This is a genomic window from Achromobacter ruhlandii, from assembly GCF_902859695.1.
In the GTDB taxonomy this organism is placed as follows: domain Bacteria; phylum Pseudomonadota; class Gammaproteobacteria; order Burkholderiales; family Burkholderiaceae_B; genus Achromobacter; species Achromobacter ruhlandii.
In genome coordinates this window covers 1-20,079 of sequence record NZ_CADIJL010000011.1, presented here as the reverse complement: position 1 = coordinate 20,079, position 20,079 = coordinate 1, and the positions used below count along the sequence as shown (strand labels likewise).

Sequence of the window (20,079 nt, the reverse complement as noted above, 5' to 3'; positions counted from 1 at the left end):
ACGAGCTACGTTTTTCTTGGCCTGTGGCGCTGCAAGAGCGAGAAAGCTTCACGAGATTGCTGATGCCCGTTGCGGGTGGCCGCGCGGGCGGCCGCCCGCAACTTACGCGGTGTCTTGGCTTGGCGTGTTGACGCTGCGCGCGGGTGGCGGGTTGCTTGCTTGAGGTGCCGTCCAGTCGGGGGGGAAGAGAGTGGCGGCGCGCGATGGAGGGTAGCTTGCGCGTGACGGGCTTGGCGCGCGCCTGATACTGGGGAAGAACGGCTGATGGGGAAGAGGTCTGGCGATGCATCGCGGATCCTTCCACGGGAGAAGAACGCCCGATGCATCGCGGATCCTTTCCACGGAAGACAACGCCCGATGCATCCCGGATTCTTCCAAACGTAGTACCGCCGGCATTGCCTCTCCGATTCCTCCGCATCTCGCCCGACCTCTCCCCAAATGCCAAAGAAGGCCGCCCGCGCGGCCGGTTTTGGCGGCCCCGCCAAATCTTCCGTCCCGACCCGGTCTGCCGCCAGAACGCCAAGCACACGATTCGCCCCCGCGCCGGTGAAGTGATCACGCCGTAGCCCGTGGCGTCGGCGGCCGGTGGGGCGCGGGGCGTGTAGATGCGCCCGAGGGAAACCGTAGGGAGCCGAAGGCGTACGAGGTTGACAACGGGGAAGTCCGGAGCGAATGCTCCGGACCGCAATCGTAGCCCCGCGCCCCGCCGGCCGCCGACGCCACGGGCGGCCAAAAGAACACCACCCCCCCCGACAGCGACAGCATCAAAGCCTCCCGTTAAACTCCCGAAAAAATCACAATCGATATCGGAGGACGGACATGCGCATTCTGCTGGTCGAGGACAACCTCGACCTGGGCGATGCCGTGGAGAGCAAGCTGCGCTCGGCGGGCCATAGCGTGCAATGGGTGCATGATGGCGTCGCCGCGCTGCGCTGGGGGCTGGACGAAACCTGGGACGCGCTGGTGCTGGACATCAACCTGCCCGGCAAGGACGGCTTCAGCGTCATCCGCGAACTGCGCGCGGCCGGGCTCGAAGCGCCTGTGCTCGTCGTCACCGCGCGTTCCGAAATCGAAGACAAGATCGACATGCTCGACCTGGGCGCCGACGACTACCTTGTCAAACCCTTCGACCTGCGCGAACTCGAAGCCCGGCTGCGCGCCCTGCTGCGGCGCCCGGCCGGGCAGACCAGCAGCGTCACCGCCTACGGCAACCTGAGCCTGGACCTGGCCAATCGCCACGTCACGCTGGCCGGCGCGCCGCTGGAGCTGGGCCGGCGCGAGTTCCGGCTGCTGGAGATCCTGCTGGGCAAGTTGGGGCAGACCGTCGCCAAGGAACGGCTGATGAACCAGCTGTTCGACCTGGATGATGGATCTTTGAACGCGCTGGAACTGCTGATCTCGCGCCTGCGCAAGAAGCTGGCCGGCGCTTCCATCGATATCGTCACCGTGCGCGGCGTCGGCTACCAGGCCCGCAGCCATGAGCCTGCCTGAAAGCGCCTCCATCCGCCGCCGCGTCTTCACACTGGGCGCGGTGCTGCTGGCCTGCGCGCTGATCGGGCTGGTGTTCTTCCTGCGCGACTACGCCCAGCGCGCCGCCGAGCAGGCCTTCGACCGGTTGCTGGCGGCGTCGGCGCTGACGATTGCCGGCTCCGTGCAGATCGAGGACAACGGTGTCACCGTCGAGCCGCCGGTATCGTCGCTGGCCATGCTGTCGGGCAGCGAACGGGTGTTCTACGAAGCCCGCACGTCCAACGGCCGCCTCATCACCGGCTACGCCGACCTGGCGCCGGGCTTGCCGCTGGCGCAGTCGGCCACCCCGGTCTTCACTTACCTCAGCTACCACGACGAGCCGGTGCGCGTGGCCACGGTGGGACGGCTGGTGTCGGCCAGCCAGCATGCCGGCTGGGTCACCGTGCGGGTGGCCGAGACGCTGGGGTCGCGCGAGGAGCTGGCCGACGAGATCCTGGGCCGCAGCGTGCTGCCGCTGGTGGTGGTGTCGCTGGTGGCGCTGGGCCTGCTGTGGTTCGGCGTGCAACGCGCCTTCGCGCCGCTGGCGGTGATCGAACGCGAACTGCGGCAGCGGGCGCCGGACGACCTGGCGCCGCTGGTGACGCCGGTGCCGACCGAGGTGCGGCGGCTGGTCGAGGCCCTGAACGCCTTCATGCAACGCCTGTCGGGCATCATGGACACCCTCAATACCCTGGTCGCCGACGCCGCGCACCAGGTGCGCACCCCGCTGGCCTCGCTGCGCGCCCAGGCCGAGGTGGCGCTGGATGAAACCGATCCCAAGCGCCTGCGCGAACGGCTGGGCCGCATCCACCTGAACGCCACCCACGCCAGCCAGTTGATCAATCAATTGCTGATGGACGCCACCATCACGCACCGGCTGGGCAAGGGCGCGCGCGCGCCAGTGGGCGTGGCCGAGACCATCAACGAAACGCGCCGCCGCATCGGTCCGCTGGAGGCGCAGCGGCTGCGCATCGAAATCGCGCCGCAGGTGCGGCGCGCCCGCATCGCCGGCGACCGCGTGGCGCTGCGGGAAATGCTGCGCAATCTGGTCGACAACGCGCTGCGTTATGCGCCCGAGGGCACCGTCGATATCCAGGCGACGCCGGTGGCGGGCTACCGGGTCGCGCTGACCGTGTCCGACCGCGGCCCGGGCATCGCCGACGACGAAAAGGACGCCGTGCAGCAACGCTTCACGCGCGGCCGCGCCGGCGGATCGCAGCCGGGCTCGGGCCTGGGCCTGGCCATCGTGCGCTCGGTGGCCATGGCGCACGGCGGCTCGCTGTGGCTGCAGGACCGCCCCGGCGGCGGCCTGTCGGCGCGCGTCATCCTGCCGCTGGCGCGGCAGCGCGCGGGCCGCGCCCTGGCCGGATTGCTCGGGGCCATCGGCACAACGCTGTTGCTGCTGGCCGCCGCGCCCGCGGACGTGCGCGCCGCCGGGATCCCCGAGGTCGTCACCCGTTATCCCGCGCCGCAGCCGTCGTCGCGCGTGCTGACCATCGCCGGTCCCACCGACACGCCGGTGGTGGCGCCGCTGATCCTTGGCTTCCAGGCACAGCGGCCCGACGTCACGGTGGTTTACCGCGAGATGGGCAGCCGCGAGCTGTACGAAGCCGCCATCGAGGACCGGCTCAAGGACGTGGACGTGCTGATGAGCTCCGCCTCGGACCTGCAGATCCGCCTGGCCAACGACGGCTATGCCCAGCGCTACGCCTCGCCCTACGCCGCCAAGCTGCCCTCGTGGGCGGTGTGGCGCGACGAGGTCTACGGCTTCACCTTCGAGCCGGCCGTGATCGTCTACAACCCCAAGCGCTACACCGAGGCCACGGTGCCGCGCTCGCGCCAGGACCTGCTGCGCACGCTGGAGCACGACCGTGCTCGGCTGCATGGCCGCGTCGGCACCTACGACATCTCGCGCAGCAGCGTGGGCTACCTGATGGCCGAGCAGGACGAGCTGGTGTCGTCGAACTTCTGGGGCCTGGCCAACGCCTTCGGCCAGGTCGGCGTGCGGCTGTCGGCCACCAGCGCCGAACTGCTCGACGCCATCGAGAACGACGAGATGGACCTGGGCTACAACATCCTCGGTTCCTACGCCCTGTCGCGCCAGGCGGCGGGCAGCAAGATCGGCGTGGTGTTCCCGCAGGACTACGTGCTGGTGCTGGCGCGCTCGGTGCTGATCGCGCGGCGCGCGCCCAACCCGGACCTGGGCCGCGCGCTGGTCGACTGGCTGTTGTCGCCGGCCGGCCAGCAGGTGGCCTCCAGCCACGCGGCGCTGGGGTCGATCATGGAAGACACCCCCGGCCGCTGGACCTCGGAAGCGGTGCTGGCGCGCTCACAGGGCATCGTGCAGCCGGTGGTGCTGTCGCCCGCGCTGCTGGTAGGGCTGGACCAGCGGCGCCATTCGCGCTTCGTGCAGAACTGGATCCGGCTGGTCACCGACACGCCTGAACGGCCCTAGGGCGCGGCGACCGCTCCTCCCGCCGCGTCCGCGAGCGGGCCATCGGTCCCGCCGCCCGCCGCGGACACCGGGATTACCCCTACCCCGGCTGTCGCGCCATGACAGGACGACGACAGACGCCGAAACCTAAGATGGGCGCCAAGCAGGCCCTTGCGCCTGTCGATACCAAATCCAAACGGAGACAAGACATGCTTGCCAAGTCCAGACTGGCGGCCGCCTGCGCCGCTGCATTCGCCATCGCCGCCGGCAGCGCCTACGCCCAAACGGTTCCCGCGGGCTACCCGGCCGATTATCAGAAGATCCTCGACGGCGCCAAGAAGGAAGGCAAGGTCGTGATCTATTCGACTACCGACACCAAGGCCGCCGGCCCCATCATCAAGGGCTTCGAAGCGCTGTACCCGGGCATCAAGGTCGAATACAACGACATGAACAGCACCGAGCTGTACAACCGCTACATCAGCGAGCAGGCGGCGGGCGGCAGCAGCGGCGACATCGTCTGGAGCTCGTCGATGGACTCGGCCCTCAAGCTGGCCACCGACTACGCGCTGCAGTACAAGTCGCCGGAAATCGCCAAGCTGCCGGCCTGGGCGGTGTGGAAGGATTCGGCCTATGGCACCACCTACGAACCGGCGGTGTTCATCTATAACAAGCGCCTGATCCCGGCCAACGAAGTGCCGACCACGCACGGCGCCCTGGCCAAGCTGATCGCCAGCCAGCCGGACAAGTTCAAGAACAAGGTCACCACCTACGACATCGAGAAGTCGGCCGTGGGCTTCATGCTGGCCGTGCAGGACAAGGCCAACGATCCCAAGTACTTCGAGACGCTCAAGGACATCGCCAAGGGCGGCCTGATCGTGCAGTCGTCCACCGGCACCATGATGGAACGCGTGTCGTCGGGCGAGAACCTGATCGGCTACAACATCCTGGGTTCGTACGCCGAGACCCGCGCCAAGACCGACCCGTCGCTGGGCGTGGCCTACCCGACCGACTACGCGCTGGTGCTGTCGCGCGTGGCGTTCATCAGCAAGAAGGCCAAGAACCGCAACGCCGCCAAGCTGTGGATGGACTACCTGCTGTCGCAGAAGGGCCAGGAAATCATGGCCAACCAGGCCGACCTGGCCTCGGTCCGCGACGACATCGAAGGCGACAACGACGTCGACGGCATGACCAAGAAGCTGGGCGCCTCGCTCAAGCCGATCCCGGTCAACGAGACGCTGCTGGACTACCTGGAGCAGAACAAGCGCCTGCAGTTCATCAAGGACTGGCGCGCCGCCGCCGGCAAGTAAGGCTGTCGCCGGTACCGCCGGGGGCCGCGCGCCCCCGGCCGCAAGCACGCGGGAGGGCGTAGCACCGCCGCCCGCCAGGCCGCCCGTGGCCCGGGTGTTCATGGCCAGTGGGCGCGACCCGCGTCTATCGAGATAACAGGATTTTCCCCATGCAGTCATTGCGCAGAAAATGGCAGTCCCTGCCACGCGGCGTGGTGGTGCTGATCACAGCCTTGGCCATCTACGTGCCGCTGTCGTTCATCATCATCCAGAGCTTTCTATCCGCGCCCTTCTTTTCGCCGTCCAAGGTCTTCAGCCTGGATGCGTTCCGCTTCATCTTCGCGGACCCCGATTTCTACAAGGCGCTGAAAAGCGGCTTCATCCTGGCGTTCGGGCTGGCCATCATCGCCATCCCGCTGGGCGGCATGCTGGCGTTCCTGATGATCCGCACCGACCTGCCGGGCCGGCGCTGGATCGAACCGCTGATCCTGGTGCCGATCTTCGTGTCGCCGATGGTGCTGGGCTTCGGCTACGTGGTGGCGGCGGGCCCGGTCGGCTTCTTCTCGACCTGGGCGCAGAACATCCTGGGCTTTGTGCCCTGGAATGTGTATTCGCTGACCAGCATCGTCATCATCGCCGGCCTGACGCACGTGCCGCACGCCTACCTGTACATCTCGTCGGCGCTGCGCAGCATGGGCTCGGACGTCGAGGAAGCGGCCCGCGTCAGTGGCGCTTCGCCCCTGCGCGTGATGGTGTCGGTGAGCCTGCCGATGGTGCGCCCGGCCATGCTGTACGCCACCGTGCTGCTGTTCTTCCTGGGCCTGGAAGTGTTCGGCCTGGTGCTGGTGCTGGGTGACCCCGAAGGCAACCTGGTGCTGGCGACGTACCTGTACAAGCTGACCAACAAGCTCGGCATCCCCTCGTACCACCTGATGGCCGCGGTGGCCGTGGTGCTGATCTGCATGACGATCCCGCTGGTCATGCTGCAGCGCCGCCTGATGCGCACCGCCAACCGCTTCGTCACCGTCAAGGGCAAGGCCTCGCGCGCCCGTCCGCTGCCGCTGGGCAAGTGGCGCTGGGTGGCCGGCGGCGTGGTGGCGTTCTGGCTGCTGGTCACCATCGTGGTGCCGCTGCTGGGCGTGCTGCTGCGCGCCTTCGTGTCCAACTGGGGCATGGGCGTGTCGCTGTTCGACGTGCTGTCGCTGGACGCGTTCCGCACGGTGTTCTCGCAGCCCAACCTGATGCGCGCGATCGTCAACTCGGTGGCCATCGGCGTCTTCGGCGGCGCGCTGGCGGTGATCTGCTACACCTTCGTCGGCCTGGCGATGCACCGCAAGCCGGACAACGTCACCCGCTTCATGGACTACAGCGTGCTGGTGCCGCGCGCCGTGCCCGGCCTGCTGGCGGGCCTGGCGTTCCTGTGGGTGTTCCTGTTCGTGCCGATGTGGCTGGACAACGCGCTCGACGCCGACCTGGGCGGCTGGCTGTCGGGCCTGCCGTTCGCCGAGTGGGCGCGCGAGAACTTCGTCGAATGGCTGCGTTCGATGCGCAGCACCATTTTCAGCGTGTGGCTGGCCTACACGGTGGTCTGGATGGCCTATGGCCTGCGACTGATCTCGTCGACACTGTTGCAGGTCGGCCCCGAACTGGAAGAAGCCGCCCGCAGCGCCGGCGCGCGCCGCGGCCAGGTCACGCGCCACGTCACCGTGCCGCTGGCCAAGTACGGCCTGATCGGTTCGTGGCTGCTGATGTTCCTGATTTTCGAGCGCGAATACTCCACCGGCGTCTATCTGCTGTCGCCCGGCACCGAGACCATCGGCTCCATGCTGGTGTCGCTGTGGGCCTCGGGCGCCATCGACATCGTGGCCGCGCTTTCCTTCATCAATATCGTTCTGGTCGTGATCGGCCTGGGCATCGCCCTGCGATTCGGAGTCAAACTTCATGATTGAGCTTTCTGTAGAAGACCTGCACCTGGATTACGGCGACAACCCGGTGCTCAAGGGCGTGTCGATGCAACTGCGCCAGGGCGAAGTGGTATCGCTGCTGGGCCCCTCGGGCAGCGGCAAGACCACCCTGCTGCGCGCCGTGGCCGGCCTGGAAGGCCCCAAGCGCGGCCGCATCACCATCGGCGATCGCACCGTCTACGACGGCGCCGCGCGCCAGGAGATCCCGGCCGAGGAGCGCAACCTCGGCCTGGTGTTCCAGTCGTATGCCCTGTGGCCGCACAAGACCGTGTTCGACAACGTCGCCTACCCGCTCAAGCTGCGCAAGGTGCCTTCGGGCGAAGTGCGCGAACGCGTACAGGCGGTGCTGGACCAGCTCGGCCTGGGCAAGCTCGGCCAACGCCATCCGCACGCGCTGTCCGGCGGCCAGCAGCAGCGCGTGGCCATCGGCCGCGCGCTGGTGTACAGCCCGCCCGTGATCCTGCTGGACGAGCCGCTGTCCAACCTGGACGCCAAGCTGCGCGAGGAGGCCCGCGCCTTCCTGCGCGAGCTGATCATCCGCCTGGGCCTTTCGGCATTGATGGTGACGCATGACCAGAGCGAAGCCATGGCCATTTCCGACCGCATCCTGCTGCTGAACAACGGCAAGATCGAGCAGCAGGGCACGCCGCAGGAGATGTACGGCGCGCCGTCGACGCTGTTCACCGCCGAATTCATGGGCAGCAACAACCGCCTGGACGGCAAGGTCACCGAAGTGCGCGATGGCCGCGCCCGCATCGAGGGCCGCGGCTGGGCGCTGTGGGGCAAGGCCGGCGAAGGCGTGGCCGCGGGCCAGGACGCCACCGCCGTGATCCGGGTCGAACAGGTCCGCCTGGCGGACGACCCCGACGGCAACCACATCGACATGCCGCTGCTGACCAGCATGTACCTGGGCGACCGCTGGGAATACCTGTTCCGCACCCCCGATGCGGACCCGGCCAACACGCTGGCGCTGCGCGCCTACGGCCCCGAGGGCCGCGAGCCCGGCCCCTGCCGCCTGGCCCTGCCGGCGGACAAGGTCTGGGTGTTCCCGCGCCCGGCCAAGTAAGGTGACGGCGGCGGGCGGAGTGGCTCTACAATGCGTGCGTGCAACACGTCGCTGACTCCCCTCCCCCGCTGAGCCGTCCGCTGCGGTGGCTGGGCGCGCCCGCCCAGCATTACCTGCGCATCGGCCTCACGATTTCGCTGTTGGTGCACGCCGGCGCCCTGGCGTGGCGCTTCGGCGCGCCCGCCCTGTCGCGGCCGCCGGCGGCCAGTCTGGAAATCGTGCTGCTCAATGCGCGCAGCGAAACCCCGCCCGACGCGCCACGGGCCCAGGCGCAGAACCAGATGAGCGGCGGCGGCAACGCCGAACGCGGCCTGTCCACCACTCCGCTGCCCCAGACCGGCGCCTCGGCCGAGACCATCGTGCTCGAAGCCATGCGCAAGCGCCAGGTCCAGCTGGAGGCCGAGCAGACCCGCCTGATGACCCAGTTGCGGGCGGCCGACAAGGCCGGCGCCGAGCGCCAGGCCGTCAACCCCTGGCCCGACGGCAATGACCGCGGCAAGGACGCCGAGGACCAGGCCAGCGTCATCCAGAACGCCCAGGTCGCCGCCCTGGCGGCCAAGGTCCAGCAATACAGCGCGGAACCGCGCAAGCAGTTCGTGGCGCCCTCGGCCGAAGCCTCGCGCTATGCCGCCTACCTGGACGCCTGGCGCACCCGCATCGAGACGGTCGGCACCCAGCACTACCCGGACGAGGCGCGCGGCCGCATCTATGGTTCGCTGCGCATCACCGTGTCGGTGCGCGCCGACGGCAGCATCGCCAACGTCGAGATCGACCAGCCCTCGCCGCACGCCGTGCTGAACCAGGCCGCGCGCCGCATCGTGCAACTGGCCGCGCCCTTCCCGCCTTTCCCGCCCGACATCGCGCGCGATACCGACGTGCTGGTCATTACCCGCACCTGGCATTTCGTCAACGACACCCTGGAAACCGAAGCCCCATGACCGAGGCGTCCCCTCTTGCCCGCTATGCCGTGATCGGCAACCCCATCGCGCACAGCCGCTCGCCGCAGATCCACGCCCTGTTTTCCCGCCAGACCGGCAAGCCGCTCAGCTACGAGCGCCTGCTGGCGCCGGTGGACGGCTTCACGGCAGCCGTGGCCGCCTTTGCCGCCGAGGGCGGCCTGGGCCTGAATGTGACGGTGCCGTTCAAGCAGGACGCCTACGCGCTGGCCGCGGGCCGCCTGTCGAGCCGCGCCCGGCTGGCCGGCGCGGTCAACACCCTGTCCTGGCGCGACGGCGCCTGGCATGGCTGCAACACCGACGGCGTGGGCCTGGTTTCCGATCTGCTGCGCCTGGGCGTGCGCCTGACGGGCGCCTCGGTGCTGCTGGTGGGCGCCGGCGGCGCCGCCCGCGGCGTGCTGCAGCCCTTGGCGCAGGCCGGTTGCGCCCGCATCCATATCGTCAACCGCACCGCCGCCCGCGCGCTGGAGCTGGCCGAGGGCTGGCGCGAGACCGGCGCCGAGCCGCAGACCCGGGTCACCGCAGGCGGGCTGGCCGACGCCGCCCAGCCCGGCGGCTGGAACCTGGTGGTCAATGCCACCGCCAGCGGGCTGCAGGACGCCGCCCCGGACCTGCCCGCCGGCCTGTACGCCGAGGGCGCGGCCGCCTACGACATGATGTACGGCGCCCAGCCGACGGCGTTCATGCGCCAGGCCCGCCAGGACGGCGCCGCCTTGACCGCCGACGGCCTGGGCATGCTGGTGGGCCAGGCGGCCGAGAGCTTCTTCATCTGGCACGGCGTGCGGCCCGACCCCGCCCCGGTGCTGGCCGCGCTGCGCGAGGCGCTCATGGCCGGGAACTGAGCCAATGGCCGCCCGCGGCAAGAGCGGCAAGCGCCGCTCCTGGTTCCGGATCATCACCGGCACGCTGATGGCGCTGGTGTGCGCGGTGCTGCTGTACCAGTTCTGGCTGTTCGGCCTGGTGGTCTGGTACAACTACCAGAACCCGGGCAGCAGCGCGGTGATGCGCGAGGAACTATCGCGTCTGCGCGACGGCAATCCCGATTTCCAACTGAAATACGAGTGGGTGCCCTATGACAAGATCAACCGCAGCCTGAAGCTGGCGGTGGTCGCGTCCGAGGATTCCAACTTCACCGAACACGATGGCGTCGAATGGGACGCCATCCGCAAGGCCTGGGAATACAACCAGAAACAGGAGGCGGCCGGGCGCAGCAAGATGCGCGGCGGCTCGACCATCACCCAGCAGCTGGCCAAGAACCTGTTCCTGTCCAGTTCCCGCAGCTACCTGCGCAAAGGCCAGGAACTGGTGCTGACCTACATGATCGAACACGTCATGAGCAAGGAGCGCATCCTGGAGCTGTACCTGAATGTGGCGGAATGGGGCGTCGGGGTGTTCGGCGCCCAGGCGGCGGCCCGGCACTATTTCAACGTGCCGGCGGCCAGCCTGGGGGCCGCCCAGTCGGCCCGGCTGGCGGCCATGCTGCCCAATCCGCGCTTCTATGACAGCCACCGCAACTCGAATTACCTGAATTCCCGCGTCTACACCCTGACCCGGCGCATGCAGATGGTTGACATTCCCTGACACGGAAACCGGCGGCTTCGACAGGTCACGGCCCACCCTCGACGGCCGGATTTGTTAAGCTTTCACGTTTAGCGCTACTTCGCCCTTTTTCATGCGTACCGCACGTCGCTACCTGGCCCGCGAGATCTATCGCTCTTGTGCAGTGGTCCTCATGGCCCTGCTGGGCCTTTTCACGTTCTTCGCGCTGGTGGACGACCTGGACAACGTGGGCGACAAGTTCTCCATGATGGCCCTGCTGTACATGCAGGCGCTGGCCATCCCCACCCGTCTGTACGACCTGCTGCCCATCGGCCTGCTGATCGGCGCCATCCTGGCGCTGGCCGGCCTGGCCCAGCGCAACGAACTGGTGATCCTGCGGGTCTCGGGCGTCAGCGGCATGCGCCTGCTGCGCATGCTCTGGATCGTCACCATCCCGCTGATGATCGGCGCGGCCCTGCTGTCCGAGTACGTCACCCCCTGGGCCGAGATGAAGTCCGGCGAGGCCAACCTGATGTTCCGCGGCAAGGCCGGCGGCGACCGCCTGAACAGCGGCTACTGGTTCAAGGAACCCACGGCCAACGGCGGCACCCGCATCATCAACATCGGCGAACTCAAGGGCGACGGCCAGGTCACCGACGTCACCCTGTACGAATTCAAGAAGGACCTGACCCTGTCCGTCCTGTCGACCGCCCCGACCGGCCTGTTCGCCCATGGCGACCTGGTGCTCAAGGATGTGGCCGAGACGCGCCTGGACGATAACGCCGCCGAGGCGCTGGCCGACGCCCGCCCGCCGAAGAATCCCCCCGCGGTGGTGGTCAAGGTGCCCGAGCGCACCGTCGATACCACCTTGAGCGCCGAACGCCTGCTGGCCCGGGTCCTGACGCCCGAACGCATGTCGATCGTGACGCTGCTCGACTATGTGGATTATTTGCGCAACAACCAGCTGCAATATGGTCGACAGGTTGTCGCCTTGTGGCGCAAACTGGCATATCCGTTCACGTTGCTGGTGATGATCACCATCGCCGCCCCCATCGGCCTGATGCAGACGCGCCGCGGCGGCGTGGGCGCCAAGGTGTTCATCGGCATCCTGCTGGGCGTGGGCTTCTTCATGCTCAACCAGTTGGCGCTGAACGTCGGCATGCTGGGTAAGTGGCCGCCCTGGCTCACCGCCCTGGGGCCGAACATCGGCGCCATGGCCCTGGCGCTGGGCGCCATGAGCTACATGGAGTACCGCCACACCATCACCCGAATCGTCCAACAACGTTGGCCCTGGAGCAAGAGTCCCGCATGAACGGCAGTATCTGGATGATCGGCGACGTGCAAGGTTGCTGCTCGCCGCTGGATCGCTTGCTGTCCCATCCCGAACTGGTCGGCGACCCGCAATCGCGCTTCTGGTTCGCCGGGGATCTGGTCAATCGCGGCCCGCAGTCGCTCGCGACGCTGCGCCGCATCATCGACCTGGGCGAGCGCGCCACGGTGGTGCTGGGCAACCATGATCTGCACCTGCTGGCCGCCGCCGCCGGGGTGCGCAAACCGTCCAAGTCCGACACGCTCGACGAGATCCTGCGGGCGCCGGATTCGGCCGACCTGATCGACTGGCTGCGCTCGCGCCCGCTGGCGCATTTCGAGCAGGACCACCTGATGGTGCACGCGGGCACGCTGGCCAAGTGGGACGTGGCCAAGACGCTGTCGCTGGCGGCCGAGGTGCAGGAGGCGCTGCGCGGCCCGAACTGGCAGAAGGCGTTGCAGAAGATGTACGGCAACGAGCCGGCCACCTGGAAGGAAGACCACAAGGGCGGCAAGCGGATGCGGGTGATCATCAATGCACTGACGCGCATCCGCCTGTGCACGCCGAACGGCCACATGGAGTTCGCCACCAAGGTGACGCCGGGCGCGTGGCCGCCGGGCCTGGTGCCCTGGTTCGACGTGCCGAACCGCGCGACACGCAACGTGACGACGGTATTCGGCCACTGGTCGACGCTGGGCCTGATGATGCGGCCCGATGTGATCTGCCTGGACACGGGATGCGTGTGGGGCGGGGCGTTGACGGCGTTGCGGTTGCAGGATCGGAAGCTGGTGCAGGTTAAGTGTTCGCAGTTTCAGGATCCGTTGTCTGAGTGAAGGCGCTTGCGGGGCGGTGGTTGCTGGGGCCTTTGGGGGGGGCTTCGTTGGGCGGCTTCGTAGGTCGCCCCTCGGTCGGGCGGACCCGATGGCGGGCGCCCGCGATTGCGGTCCGGAGCGTTCGCTCCGGACTTCCCCTGCCTCATCCTCGTCCTCGCCTTCGGCGACTCCTTCGGATTCCGTCGGGCGCATCGAGGTTGCCCGCCATCGGGTCCGCCCGCCCGAGGGGCTACGTGCGTCTGGGCTTGTCGCGTTGCTAGAGCCGGGGGCGGGGAAGGGAATTTGCGGGGCTGCCCATCGCGGCCGCGCGGGCGGCCACGATGGGCGTCTGTGCATTTGAAAGTGGGGCGGGTGCGCTGCGCGCGGGTGGCGAGCGGTTTTCTGGTGGTTCCGCTCCGAAGGAGAGGGGGGTAATGGCGGCGCGGTGGGGGCTGGCTTGCGCGTGACGAGCGCGTGCGCCGCCCACAACAGTCGTGGTGCCGGCAACCGCGCAATCGCACCGGATAGCGCCCTTTTCCTGGTGCCGATAGCCGTGCAATCGCGTCGGATGGGGGCCTTTCCACCCGCGAGGGGAGTGTCAGTATTTTTGTGCTTAAGGCATTAAAAGCCTGATCGTCGTTTAGATCAGGTCTGTTGATGCTATCGCAGCGAGAGGGGTCAGTGAGGCGCCCTGCAGGAAGCGTCATCATTCCGACGCAAGACACCACGTAAGCCGCAAAAGGCCGCCCGCGCGGCCGGCTTGCGGCGGGCCCCGCAAGACCTTTCCCTCCCCCCCCGTTGTGCGCCAAAACGCCAAGCACACCACCCGCCCCAGCGACCGTCATTACGTCTCATCGCGAGCGCGTGGCGGGGTCGGTGGGGGATGGCGGGGCGTGTAGATGCGCCCGAGGGAATCCGTAGGGAGCCGAAGGCGGACGAGGATGACGAAGGGGAAGTCCGGAGCGAACGCTCCGGACCGCAATCGTAGCCCCGCCATCCCCCACCGACCCCGACACGCGCGCCTTAAGAACTCACCCCCGCGCCACAAACCCCCTCCCCTCAATGCCGCCCGCTAGAAGAAAAATCACAACAACTCCGCGCCAACTCGGCAACACTCTCACAAAACGCATCATCAGCCCCCTTGCGGTACATCGCGCAATACACCGATTGCGGCGCCGCGGTGCTGGTCCGCGCGATCACCAGTTGTCTGGCGCTAACCATCTCCGCGAAATAATCCCGCGGCAGGCAACTCACCCCGAAACCCGCCGCGGTCAGGCCCGCCATGGCGATCAGGCTGTTGATGGTGAACATGTTGCTGGCCGGCGTGTGCGGCTTGAGCCAGCCGTCGTAGATCATGTTCAGCCCTGACTCCCGGCTCTGGCGCAGCAGCGGCAGGGCGGCGATGTCGGCGGGGGTATAGACGCGGCTCGGGTCGATCATGTCGGGGCTGCCCATCCAGGCGAACTCCAGCCGCTGCAGCGCCACCACCTGCAGGCCCGGCTCGGCGAATTCGCCATGCAGAAACGCCATGTCCAGTTGCCCGGCCTGCAACCGCTTCTGCAGGTCCGCGCCCAGATCGATGTGCGGCTCCAGCGTGATGCGCGGATAGTGCGCGCGCAACAGGCGGATCAGGGCCGGCAGCCAGGTCATCGCGGTGATCTCGGTGATGCCGAAACGGAACGTGCCGGTCAGCGTGTGCTGGCCCTTCAGGCGCACCAGCAGCCGGTCGCGGTGACCCAGCATTTCCTCGGCCAGCGCAAAGACCTCGTGTCCGCGCGCGGTCAGTTCGGCGCGGTGGCCGGAGCGGTCGAACAGGGCCACGTCGAAATCCGCCTCCAGTTCCTGGATGCGCTTGGTGATGGCCGACTGGGTGGTGTGCAGCTTCTGCGCCGAGGCCGAGAACGTGCCCAGGCGCACGGTCCAGTAGAGCGCCTCGATCTGCTTGAAGGTCAGCATACAGCGCTCCGGTGGAGGGTCTGATTCATTCCGAAATTTCCGTTAAGGGCTAACCCTTATATTCCCAAAAGGGATCAAGTTCGTGGAAATTTAATCCCTTTTTCGGATCGCCGAAAGCGCCGACCATGCAGTCTGACTCATTCGTTTCAGGACTACACAGACCGCCATGGCCACTCTCATCACCGGCACGCGCATATTGCCGGCCGCCCCCGTTGCCCCGGAATCCATCCTGCAGGCGCTGGCCGGCATCGTCACGCCGCATCTCAGCGACAATCTGGCGCGCCGCGAAGGCATCGCCGGGCTGCATCGCTACAACCGCGCCGGCAAACTGGTCGGCACGGCGCTCACCGTCAAGACCCGTCCCGGCGACAACCTGATGATCTACAAGGCCATGATGCAGGTGCAGCCTGGCCACGTGCTGGTGGTGGATGCCGGCGGCGACCTGTCCAACGCCGTGCTGGGCGAGATCATGAAGCGCTACCTGCAGGCGCACGGCTGCGCCGGCGTGGTGGTGGACGGCGCCATCCGCGACGTGGGCGCGTTCGAGGCCGACGCGTTTCCCTGCTATGCGCGCGGCCACATTCACCGTGGCCCGTACAAGGACGGCCCCGGCGAGGTCAACGTGCCGGTGTCCATCGGCGGCCAGGTGATCCAGCCCGGCGACATCGTCGTGGGCGACGAGGACGGCCTGGTGAGCTTCGCGGTCGAGGAAGCGCCGGCGCTGATCGCGGCGGCGCGCGCGCATGCCGACAAGGAAGCGCGCATCATGGCCGAGATCGATGGCGGCGCCCGCACCCAGAGCTGGATGCAGGCGGCCTTTGCCGCCAAGGGGCTGGCATGAGCGGCGCCGACACCTTGCGGCTGGCGGCGCGCGCCCGCGCCATCAAGCCCTCGCCCAGCATGGCGGCCAAGACCCGCGTCGACCAGTTGCGGGCGCAAGGGCGCGACATCATCGACTTCACCGTCGGCGAGCCCGACCTGGCGACGCCGGCGCACATCGTGCAGGCCGGCATCGACGCCCTCAACAGCGGCGACATCCGCTACACCGCGTCGGCCGGCTGGCGGCCATTGCTGGAAGCGGCGCGCGCCAAGTTCCAGCGCGAGAACGGGCTGGACTACGCGCTCGATGAGCTGATCGTCGGCGTGGGCGCCAAGCAGCTGCTCTACACCGCGCTGGCCGCCACCGTGCAGGCCGGCGACGAAGTCATCATTCCCGCGCCGTACTGGGTCTCGTATCCCGACATGGTGCTGGTCAATGACGGCACGCCGGTGGTGGTGGCCTGCCCCGAGGCCGACGGCTTCAAGCTCACGCCCGAGGCGCTGGCGCGCGCCATCACGCCGCGCACCCGATGGCTGTTGCTGAACACGCCCTCCAATCCGACCGGCGCGATGTACAGCGCGGCGGAACTGCGCGCGCTGGCCGACGTGCTGGCGCGCCATCCGCACGTCTGGCTGATGACGGACGAGATTTATGAACACCTGGCCTATGGCGACGAGCGCCATGCCTCGCCGGCCGCCGCCGCGCCGGAACTGGCGGGCCGCACGCTGACGGTCAACGGCGTTTCCAAGGCCTACGCCATGACGGGCTGGCGCCTGGGTTACGCCGGCGGCCCCAAGGCGCTGATCAAGGCCATGGCCACGCTGATCTCGCAAAGCACCAGTTGCGTCAGCGCCATCAGCCAGGCGGCGGCGCGCGTGGCGCTGAGCGCCGACCAGGCCTGCGTCGGCGAGGCCGCCGCCGTGTTTCACGCGCGCCGCGACCGCATCGTGGCGCTGCTGGACGCGGTGCCGGGCATCCGCTGCCCGCGGCCGCAGGGCGCGTTCTACGTCTATCCCAATGTGGAAGGCCTGCTGGGCCGGCGCACGCCGGCAGGCGCGACCTTGCGCAGCGACCTGGACGTGGTCATGTACCTGCTGGACGAGGCCGGCGTGGCGGTGCTGGACGGCGCCGCCTACGGGCTGTCGCCCTATCTGCGCTTGAGTTTCGCGACTTCGATGGACCACATCGAGGAAGGCTGCCGCCGCATCGCCGAAGCCTGCGGCCGGCTGGCTTGAATCTGGCGGCCCCGCGCCGGGGCCGCCGCCGTTGGCAGTACCCATACCTATATTTCAAGGGAATCGACATGAAGCACTGGATCATCACCTGCGCGGCCGCCATCGGCCTGGCCGCCACCCTGGCGCCCGCGGCCCACGCCGACACGCTGCAGGACATCAAGACGCGCGGCAAGTTCATCTGCGGCACCATGGGCACGGCCGAGCCGTTCAGCTTCCAGGACCCCAAGACCCGCGCCATCGTCGGCTACGAGGTCGACATGTGCCAGGCGGTGGCCGACAGCCTGGGCGTGCCGCTGGAACTCAAGCTGATCGCGGTCGAGGCCCGCATCCCCGAACTGATCGCCGGCCGCGTCGACGTGGTCGCGGCCAATCTGGGATGGAGTCCCGAGCGGGCGCAGCAGATCGACTATTCGCACCAGCATTTCGTAAGCCTGCAGAAAGTGCTGGCGCGCGAATCGGACAAGGACCTGAAGGCGCCCGCCGACCTGGCCGGCAAGCGCGTCAGCGCGGTGCGCGGCTCGTCGTCGGAGCAAGGCGCGCGCAAGTTCATCCCCAACGTCGAACCCGTGACCTTCAAGGACCCCAGCGGCGCCTTCCTGGCGTTGCAACAAGGCAAGGTCAGCGGCTTCGTCGGCTCCGAGCTGATGCTGGTCAAGCTCAAGCAACAGGCCGCGACCAGCGCGGTGCCTGCCAAGATCCTCGAACCCGCGCTGTTCGTGGAACCCTGGGGCATGGGCGTGCGGCGCGGGGACACGGCGATGCTGAACCAGGTCAACCAGGTGCTGGACGGCCTGGAAGCGTCGGGCAAGGCCGCGCAGATCTTCGACAAGTGGTTCGGCGCCGGCACCCCGTTCAACATGAAGCGCGACTTCCGCATCGAAGCGATCAAGGGTTGACGCCACGCGCGCCGGAGCCTGCGATGCATTACGTCTTCGACTTCTCCGCCATCTTCCAGGGGGAGTATCCGGCCTGGCTGCTCAGGGGGTTCGTCACCACCCTGGCGCTGGCCGGGCTGGCCTGGATGCTGGCCTTCCTGGTGGGCAGCCTGCTGGCGGTCATCCGCCTGACCGGCTCGCCCGTGGCCAATGCGCTGATCGCGCTGTACGTGGCCTTCCACCGCAACGTGCCCATGCTGGTGCACATCCTGTTCTGGTATTTCGGCGTGCCGGCGCTGCTGCCGCAGGCGGCCACCGACTGGCTCAACAATCATGGCAGCGAGTTCATCCTGTCGTGCATCGCCATCGGCCTGGTGATGTCGGCCTACGTCTGCGAAGACCTGCGCAGCGCCGTGCGCGGCATCCCGGCCGGGCAGGTCGAGGCGGCGCGCGCGCTGGGCCTTGGCTTTCTGCGCACCATGCGGTGCGTGGTGCTGCCGCAGGCCTTCCGCATCGCCATCCCGCCGCTTCTGAACCAGACGCTGCTGCTGGTCAAGAACACCAGCCTGGCCATGGCCATCGGCGTGGCGGAACTGACCGCCGCCGGCCGCGAGATCGAGAACTACACGTTCCGCACCTTCGAGGCCTATGCGGTGGTGACGGCGATCTACCTGGCGCTGTCGTTCCTGATCATGGGCGGCGGCGCGCTGCTGCAGCGGCGCTACCGGCCCCTGGGAGGCCATTGATCATGTGGGACATACTCAAAGACAACTGGCTGCTGCTGCTCATCGGCCAGTATCCGCACGGCCCGATCGGCGGACTGGCCGCCACGCTGGGCTTGGCCGCGATCAGCCTGGCGCTGGCCCTGCCCTGCGGCGTCCTGCTGGCGCTGGGCCGTATCAGCCCGTTCCGCGTGCTGCGCTGGCCGGCCTCGACCGTGGTGTACCTGGTGCGCGGCCTGCCGCTGCTGATGTTCATCTTCTGGGCCTACTTCTTCGTGCCGCTCGTCATCGGCCGGCCGGTGGCGGGCACCACGACGATGGTGGTGGCGCTGGTCTGCTACGAAAGCGCCTACCTGGCCGAGATCATCCGCGCCGGCATCCAGGCGCTGCCGCCCGGCCAGCAGGAAGCCGGGCGCGCCTTGGGACTGTCGTACCTGCAGACCATGCGCCGGGTGATCCTGCCGCAGGCGCTCTACAACATGCTGCCCAGCATGCTGAGCCAGTTCGTTTCGACCGTGAAGGAAACGTCGCTGGCCTACGTGATCAGCGTGCAGGAGCTGACCTATGCCGCCAACCAGATCAACAGCGTGCTGCTGACCAAGCCGTTCGAGGTGTTCGCGCTGTTGGCGCTGACCTATTTCATCCTGAATTTCGGCCTGAGCGCCCTGGTGCACCTGACCGAGAGACGCATCGGCAGCCGCCGCGCCGGCCGGGCCCCCGTTCCCAAGGCGATACCGACATGATCCGTTTTTCCGAAGTGCAGAAGTGGTACGGCGACTATCAGGCGCTGACCGACGTGACCGCGCAGGTGCGGCGCGGCGAGGTGGTCGTGGTGTGCGGACCGTCGGGCTCCGGCAAGTCGACCCTGATCCGCACGGTGAACCGGCTGGAGCCGATCCAGAAGGGCGTGATCGAGGTCGACGGCCAGGACATCTATGGCGCCAAGGTCCATCTGGACACGCTGCGCAGCCACATCGGTTTCGTGTTCCAGCAGTTCAACCTGTTTCCGCACCTGTCGGTGCTGGAGAACCTGATGCTGGCGCCGCTGCAACTCAAGCGCGCCCGCCGCCCCGAGGCGCGCGAACGCGCCATGCAGTTGCTGGAACGCGTCGGTCTGGCGCACAAGGCGGAGGCGTATCCGGCGCAGTTGTCCGGCGGTCAGCAGCAGCGAGTGGCAATCGCGCGGGCGCTGGCGATGAATCCGCCGGTGATGCTGTTCGACGAGCCGACCAGCGCCCTGGATCCCGAGATGGTGGGCGAGGTGCTGCAGGTGATGAAGGGCCTGGCGCGCGACGGCATGACCATGGTGTGCGTGACGCACGAGATGGGGTTCGCGCGGGAGGTGGCCGATACCGTGTGGTTCATGGATGCTGGGCGGATTGTGGAGGTGGCCGGGCCGGAGGCGTTTTTTGGTCGGCCGGAGACGGAGCGGGCACGGAAGTTCCTGGCCGATATCCGGGGGTGAATTGGGTGTTTTGCGCTTGAGGGTAGGTTCTTAAGGCGCGCGTGTCGGGGTCGGTGGGGGATGGCGGGGCTACGATTGCGGTCCGGAGCGTTCGCTCCGGACTGCCCCGGGCTCAACCTCGTTGCCGCCTG

General features: G+C 68.0%; 17 protein-coding genes. 16 read left to right on the top strand and 1 reads right to left on the bottom strand.

Translation table 11 applies throughout. The annotated features are described in order from the left end of the window. The first annotated feature begins 819 nt into the window (after positions 1-819). From HV742_RS15280 to HV742_RS15235, 10 genes are all read left to right on the top strand, one after another. Positions 820-1,491, top strand: a complete 672-nt coding sequence (locus HV742_RS15280; protein ID WP_049071115.1) for a response regulator transcription factor — start codon at positions 820-822, stop codon at positions 1,489-1,491. Continuing rightward, complete coding sequence (locus HV742_RS15275) at positions 1,478-3,964, top strand: sensor histidine kinase (RefSeq protein WP_175145848.1); 2,487 nt, start codon at positions 1,478-1,480, stop codon at positions 3,962-3,964. Before HV742_RS15280 ends, HV742_RS15275 begins: the two co-directional genes overlap by 14 nt. 188 nt (positions 3,965-4,152) lie before the next feature. After that, entirely contained in the window at positions 4,153-5,250 is a 1,098-nt protein-coding gene (locus tag HV742_RS15270) for an ABC transporter substrate-binding protein (RefSeq protein ID WP_049071112.1), read from the top strand. Positions 5,251-5,399: 149 nt separating this feature from the next. Next, positions 5,400-7,178, top strand: coding sequence for an ABC transporter permease (locus HV742_RS15265; protein ID WP_049071111.1), 1,779 nt, complete (start codon positions 5,400-5,402; stop codon positions 7,176-7,178). Next, positions 7,171-8,259, top strand: a complete 1,089-nt coding sequence (locus HV742_RS15260) for an ABC transporter ATP-binding protein (RefSeq protein WP_049071108.1) — start codon at positions 7,171-7,173, stop codon at positions 8,257-8,259. The genes HV742_RS15265 and HV742_RS15260 overlap by 8 nt, the downstream gene beginning before the upstream one ends. A gap of 38 nt (positions 8,260-8,297) precedes the next feature. Continuing rightward, entirely contained in the window at positions 8,298-9,197 is a 900-nt protein-coding gene (locus tag HV742_RS15255; protein ID WP_175145847.1) for a TonB family protein, read from the top strand. Next, positions 9,194-10,057 (top strand): shikimate dehydrogenase, encoded by an 864-nt coding sequence (gene aroE / locus HV742_RS15250; RefSeq protein ID WP_054416247.1) that lies wholly within the window; start codon positions 9,194-9,196, stop codon positions 10,055-10,057. The genes HV742_RS15255 and aroE overlap by 4 nt, the downstream gene beginning before the upstream one ends. A 4-nt stretch (positions 10,058-10,061) precedes the next feature. After that, the gene (mtgA, locus tag HV742_RS15245; protein WP_049071104.1) at positions 10,062-10,796 is read left to right on the top strand and encodes a monofunctional biosynthetic peptidoglycan transglycosylase; all 735 of its coding nucleotides are present in this window, start codon (positions 10,062-10,064) and stop codon (positions 10,794-10,796) included. Between the two features lie 91 nt (positions 10,797-10,887). Further along, the gene (gene lptG, locus HV742_RS15240; protein ID WP_049071102.1) at positions 10,888-12,066 is read left to right on the top strand and encodes an LPS export ABC transporter permease LptG; all 1,179 of its coding nucleotides are present in this window, start codon (positions 10,888-10,890) and stop codon (positions 12,064-12,066) included. Then, complete coding sequence (locus HV742_RS15235) at positions 12,063-12,896, top strand: symmetrical bis(5'-nucleosyl)-tetraphosphatase (protein WP_049071100.1); 834 nt, start codon at positions 12,063-12,065, stop codon at positions 12,894-12,896. The genes lptG and HV742_RS15235 overlap by 4 nt, the downstream gene beginning before the upstream one ends. 1,038 nt (positions 12,897-13,934) lie before the next feature. Here the strand turns inward: HV742_RS15235 and HV742_RS15230 are convergent. Further along, the gene (locus tag HV742_RS15230) at positions 13,935-14,831 is read right to left on the bottom strand and encodes a LysR family transcriptional regulator (protein ID WP_049071098.1); all 897 of its coding nucleotides are present in this window, start codon (positions 14,829-14,831) and stop codon (positions 13,935-13,937) included. 166 nt (positions 14,832-14,997) lie between these two features. On the opposite strand from HV742_RS15230, the gene HV742_RS15225 reads away from it, so the two are divergent. The 6 genes from HV742_RS15225 to HV742_RS15200 all read left to right on the top strand — a co-directional run bounded on the left by HV742_RS15225 (position 14,998) and on the right by HV742_RS15200 (position 19,948). Further along, positions 14,998-15,672, top strand: a complete 675-nt coding sequence (locus HV742_RS15225) for an RraA family protein (RefSeq protein WP_049071097.1) — start codon at positions 14,998-15,000, stop codon at positions 15,670-15,672. After that, positions 15,669-16,886: an aminotransferase class I/II-fold pyridoxal phosphate-dependent enzyme gene (locus HV742_RS15220; protein ID WP_175145846.1), complete on the top strand. Its 1,218-nt coding sequence runs from the start codon at positions 15,669-15,671 to the stop codon at positions 16,884-16,886. The genes HV742_RS15225 and HV742_RS15220 overlap by 4 nt, the downstream gene beginning before the upstream one ends. A gap of 68 nt (positions 16,887-16,954) precedes the next feature. Then, positions 16,955-17,782: an ABC transporter substrate-binding protein gene (locus HV742_RS15215; RefSeq protein ID WP_054420005.1), complete on the top strand. Its 828-nt coding sequence runs from the start codon at positions 16,955-16,957 to the stop codon at positions 17,780-17,782. Between the two features lie 23 nt (positions 17,783-17,805). Then, positions 17,806-18,507, top strand: a complete 702-nt coding sequence (locus HV742_RS15210; protein WP_059269249.1) for an amino acid ABC transporter permease — start codon at positions 17,806-17,808, stop codon at positions 18,505-18,507. Between the two features lie 2 nt (positions 18,508-18,509). After that, positions 18,510-19,226 carry an amino acid ABC transporter permease gene (locus tag HV742_RS15205; RefSeq protein WP_049071090.1) on the top strand — a complete coding sequence of 239 codons (717 nt, stop codon included), beginning with the start codon at positions 18,510-18,512 and terminating at the stop codon, positions 19,224-19,226. Beyond that, the gene (locus tag HV742_RS15200; protein WP_175145845.1) at positions 19,223-19,948 is read left to right on the top strand and encodes an amino acid ABC transporter ATP-binding protein; all 726 of its coding nucleotides are present in this window, start codon (positions 19,223-19,225) and stop codon (positions 19,946-19,948) included. Before HV742_RS15205 ends, HV742_RS15200 begins: the two co-directional genes overlap by 4 nt. Positions 19,949-20,079: the final 131 nt, after the last annotated feature.

Excerpts from the sequence above, each read along its gene's own strand:
- HV742_RS15230 (WP_049071098.1), bottom strand. The coding sequence starts at position 14,831 with ATGCTGACCTTCAAGCAGATCGAGGCGCTCTACTGGACCGTGCGCCTG.
- HV742_RS15260 (WP_049071108.1), top strand. The coding sequence starts at position 7,171 with ATGATTGAGCTTTCTGTAGAAGACCTGCACCTGGATTACGGCGACAAC.
- aroE (WP_054416247.1), top strand. The coding sequence starts at position 9,194 with ATGACCGAGGCGTCCCCTCTTGCCCGCTATGCCGTGATCGGCAACCCC.
- HV742_RS15220 (WP_175145846.1), top strand. The coding sequence starts at position 15,669 with ATGAGCGGCGCCGACACCTTGCGGCTGGCGGCGCGCGCCCGCGCCATC.
- HV742_RS15235 (WP_049071100.1), top strand. The coding sequence starts at position 12,063 with ATGAACGGCAGTATCTGGATGATCGGCGACGTGCAAGGTTGCTGCTCG.
- HV742_RS15210 (WP_059269249.1), top strand. The coding sequence starts at position 17,806 with ATGCATTACGTCTTCGACTTCTCCGCCATCTTCCAGGGGGAGTATCCG.
- HV742_RS15265 (WP_049071111.1), top strand. The coding sequence starts at position 5,400 with ATGCAGTCATTGCGCAGAAAATGGCAGTCCCTGCCACGCGGCGTGGTG.
- HV742_RS15225 (WP_049071097.1), top strand. The coding sequence starts at position 14,998 with ATGGCCACTCTCATCACCGGCACGCGCATATTGCCGGCCGCCCCCGTT.
- HV742_RS15270 (WP_049071112.1), top strand. The coding sequence starts at position 4,153 with ATGCTTGCCAAGTCCAGACTGGCGGCCGCCTGCGCCGCTGCATTCGCC.
- HV742_RS15205 (WP_049071090.1), top strand. The coding sequence starts at position 18,510 with ATGTGGGACATACTCAAAGACAACTGGCTGCTGCTGCTCATCGGCCAG.
- lptG (WP_049071102.1), top strand. The coding sequence starts at position 10,888 with ATGCGTACCGCACGTCGCTACCTGGCCCGCGAGATCTATCGCTCTTGT.
- HV742_RS15200 (WP_175145845.1), top strand. The coding sequence starts at position 19,223 with ATGATCCGTTTTTCCGAAGTGCAGAAGTGGTACGGCGACTATCAGGCG.
- HV742_RS15215 (WP_054420005.1), top strand. The coding sequence starts at position 16,955 with ATGAAGCACTGGATCATCACCTGCGCGGCCGCCATCGGCCTGGCCGCC.
- mtgA (WP_049071104.1), top strand. The coding sequence starts at position 10,062 with ATGGCCGCCCGCGGCAAGAGCGGCAAGCGCCGCTCCTGGTTCCGGATC.
- HV742_RS15280 (WP_049071115.1), top strand. The coding sequence starts at position 820 with ATGCGCATTCTGCTGGTCGAGGACAACCTCGACCTGGGCGATGCCGTG.
- HV742_RS15275 (WP_175145848.1), top strand. The coding sequence starts at position 1,478 with ATGAGCCTGCCTGAAAGCGCCTCCATCCGCCGCCGCGTCTTCACACTG.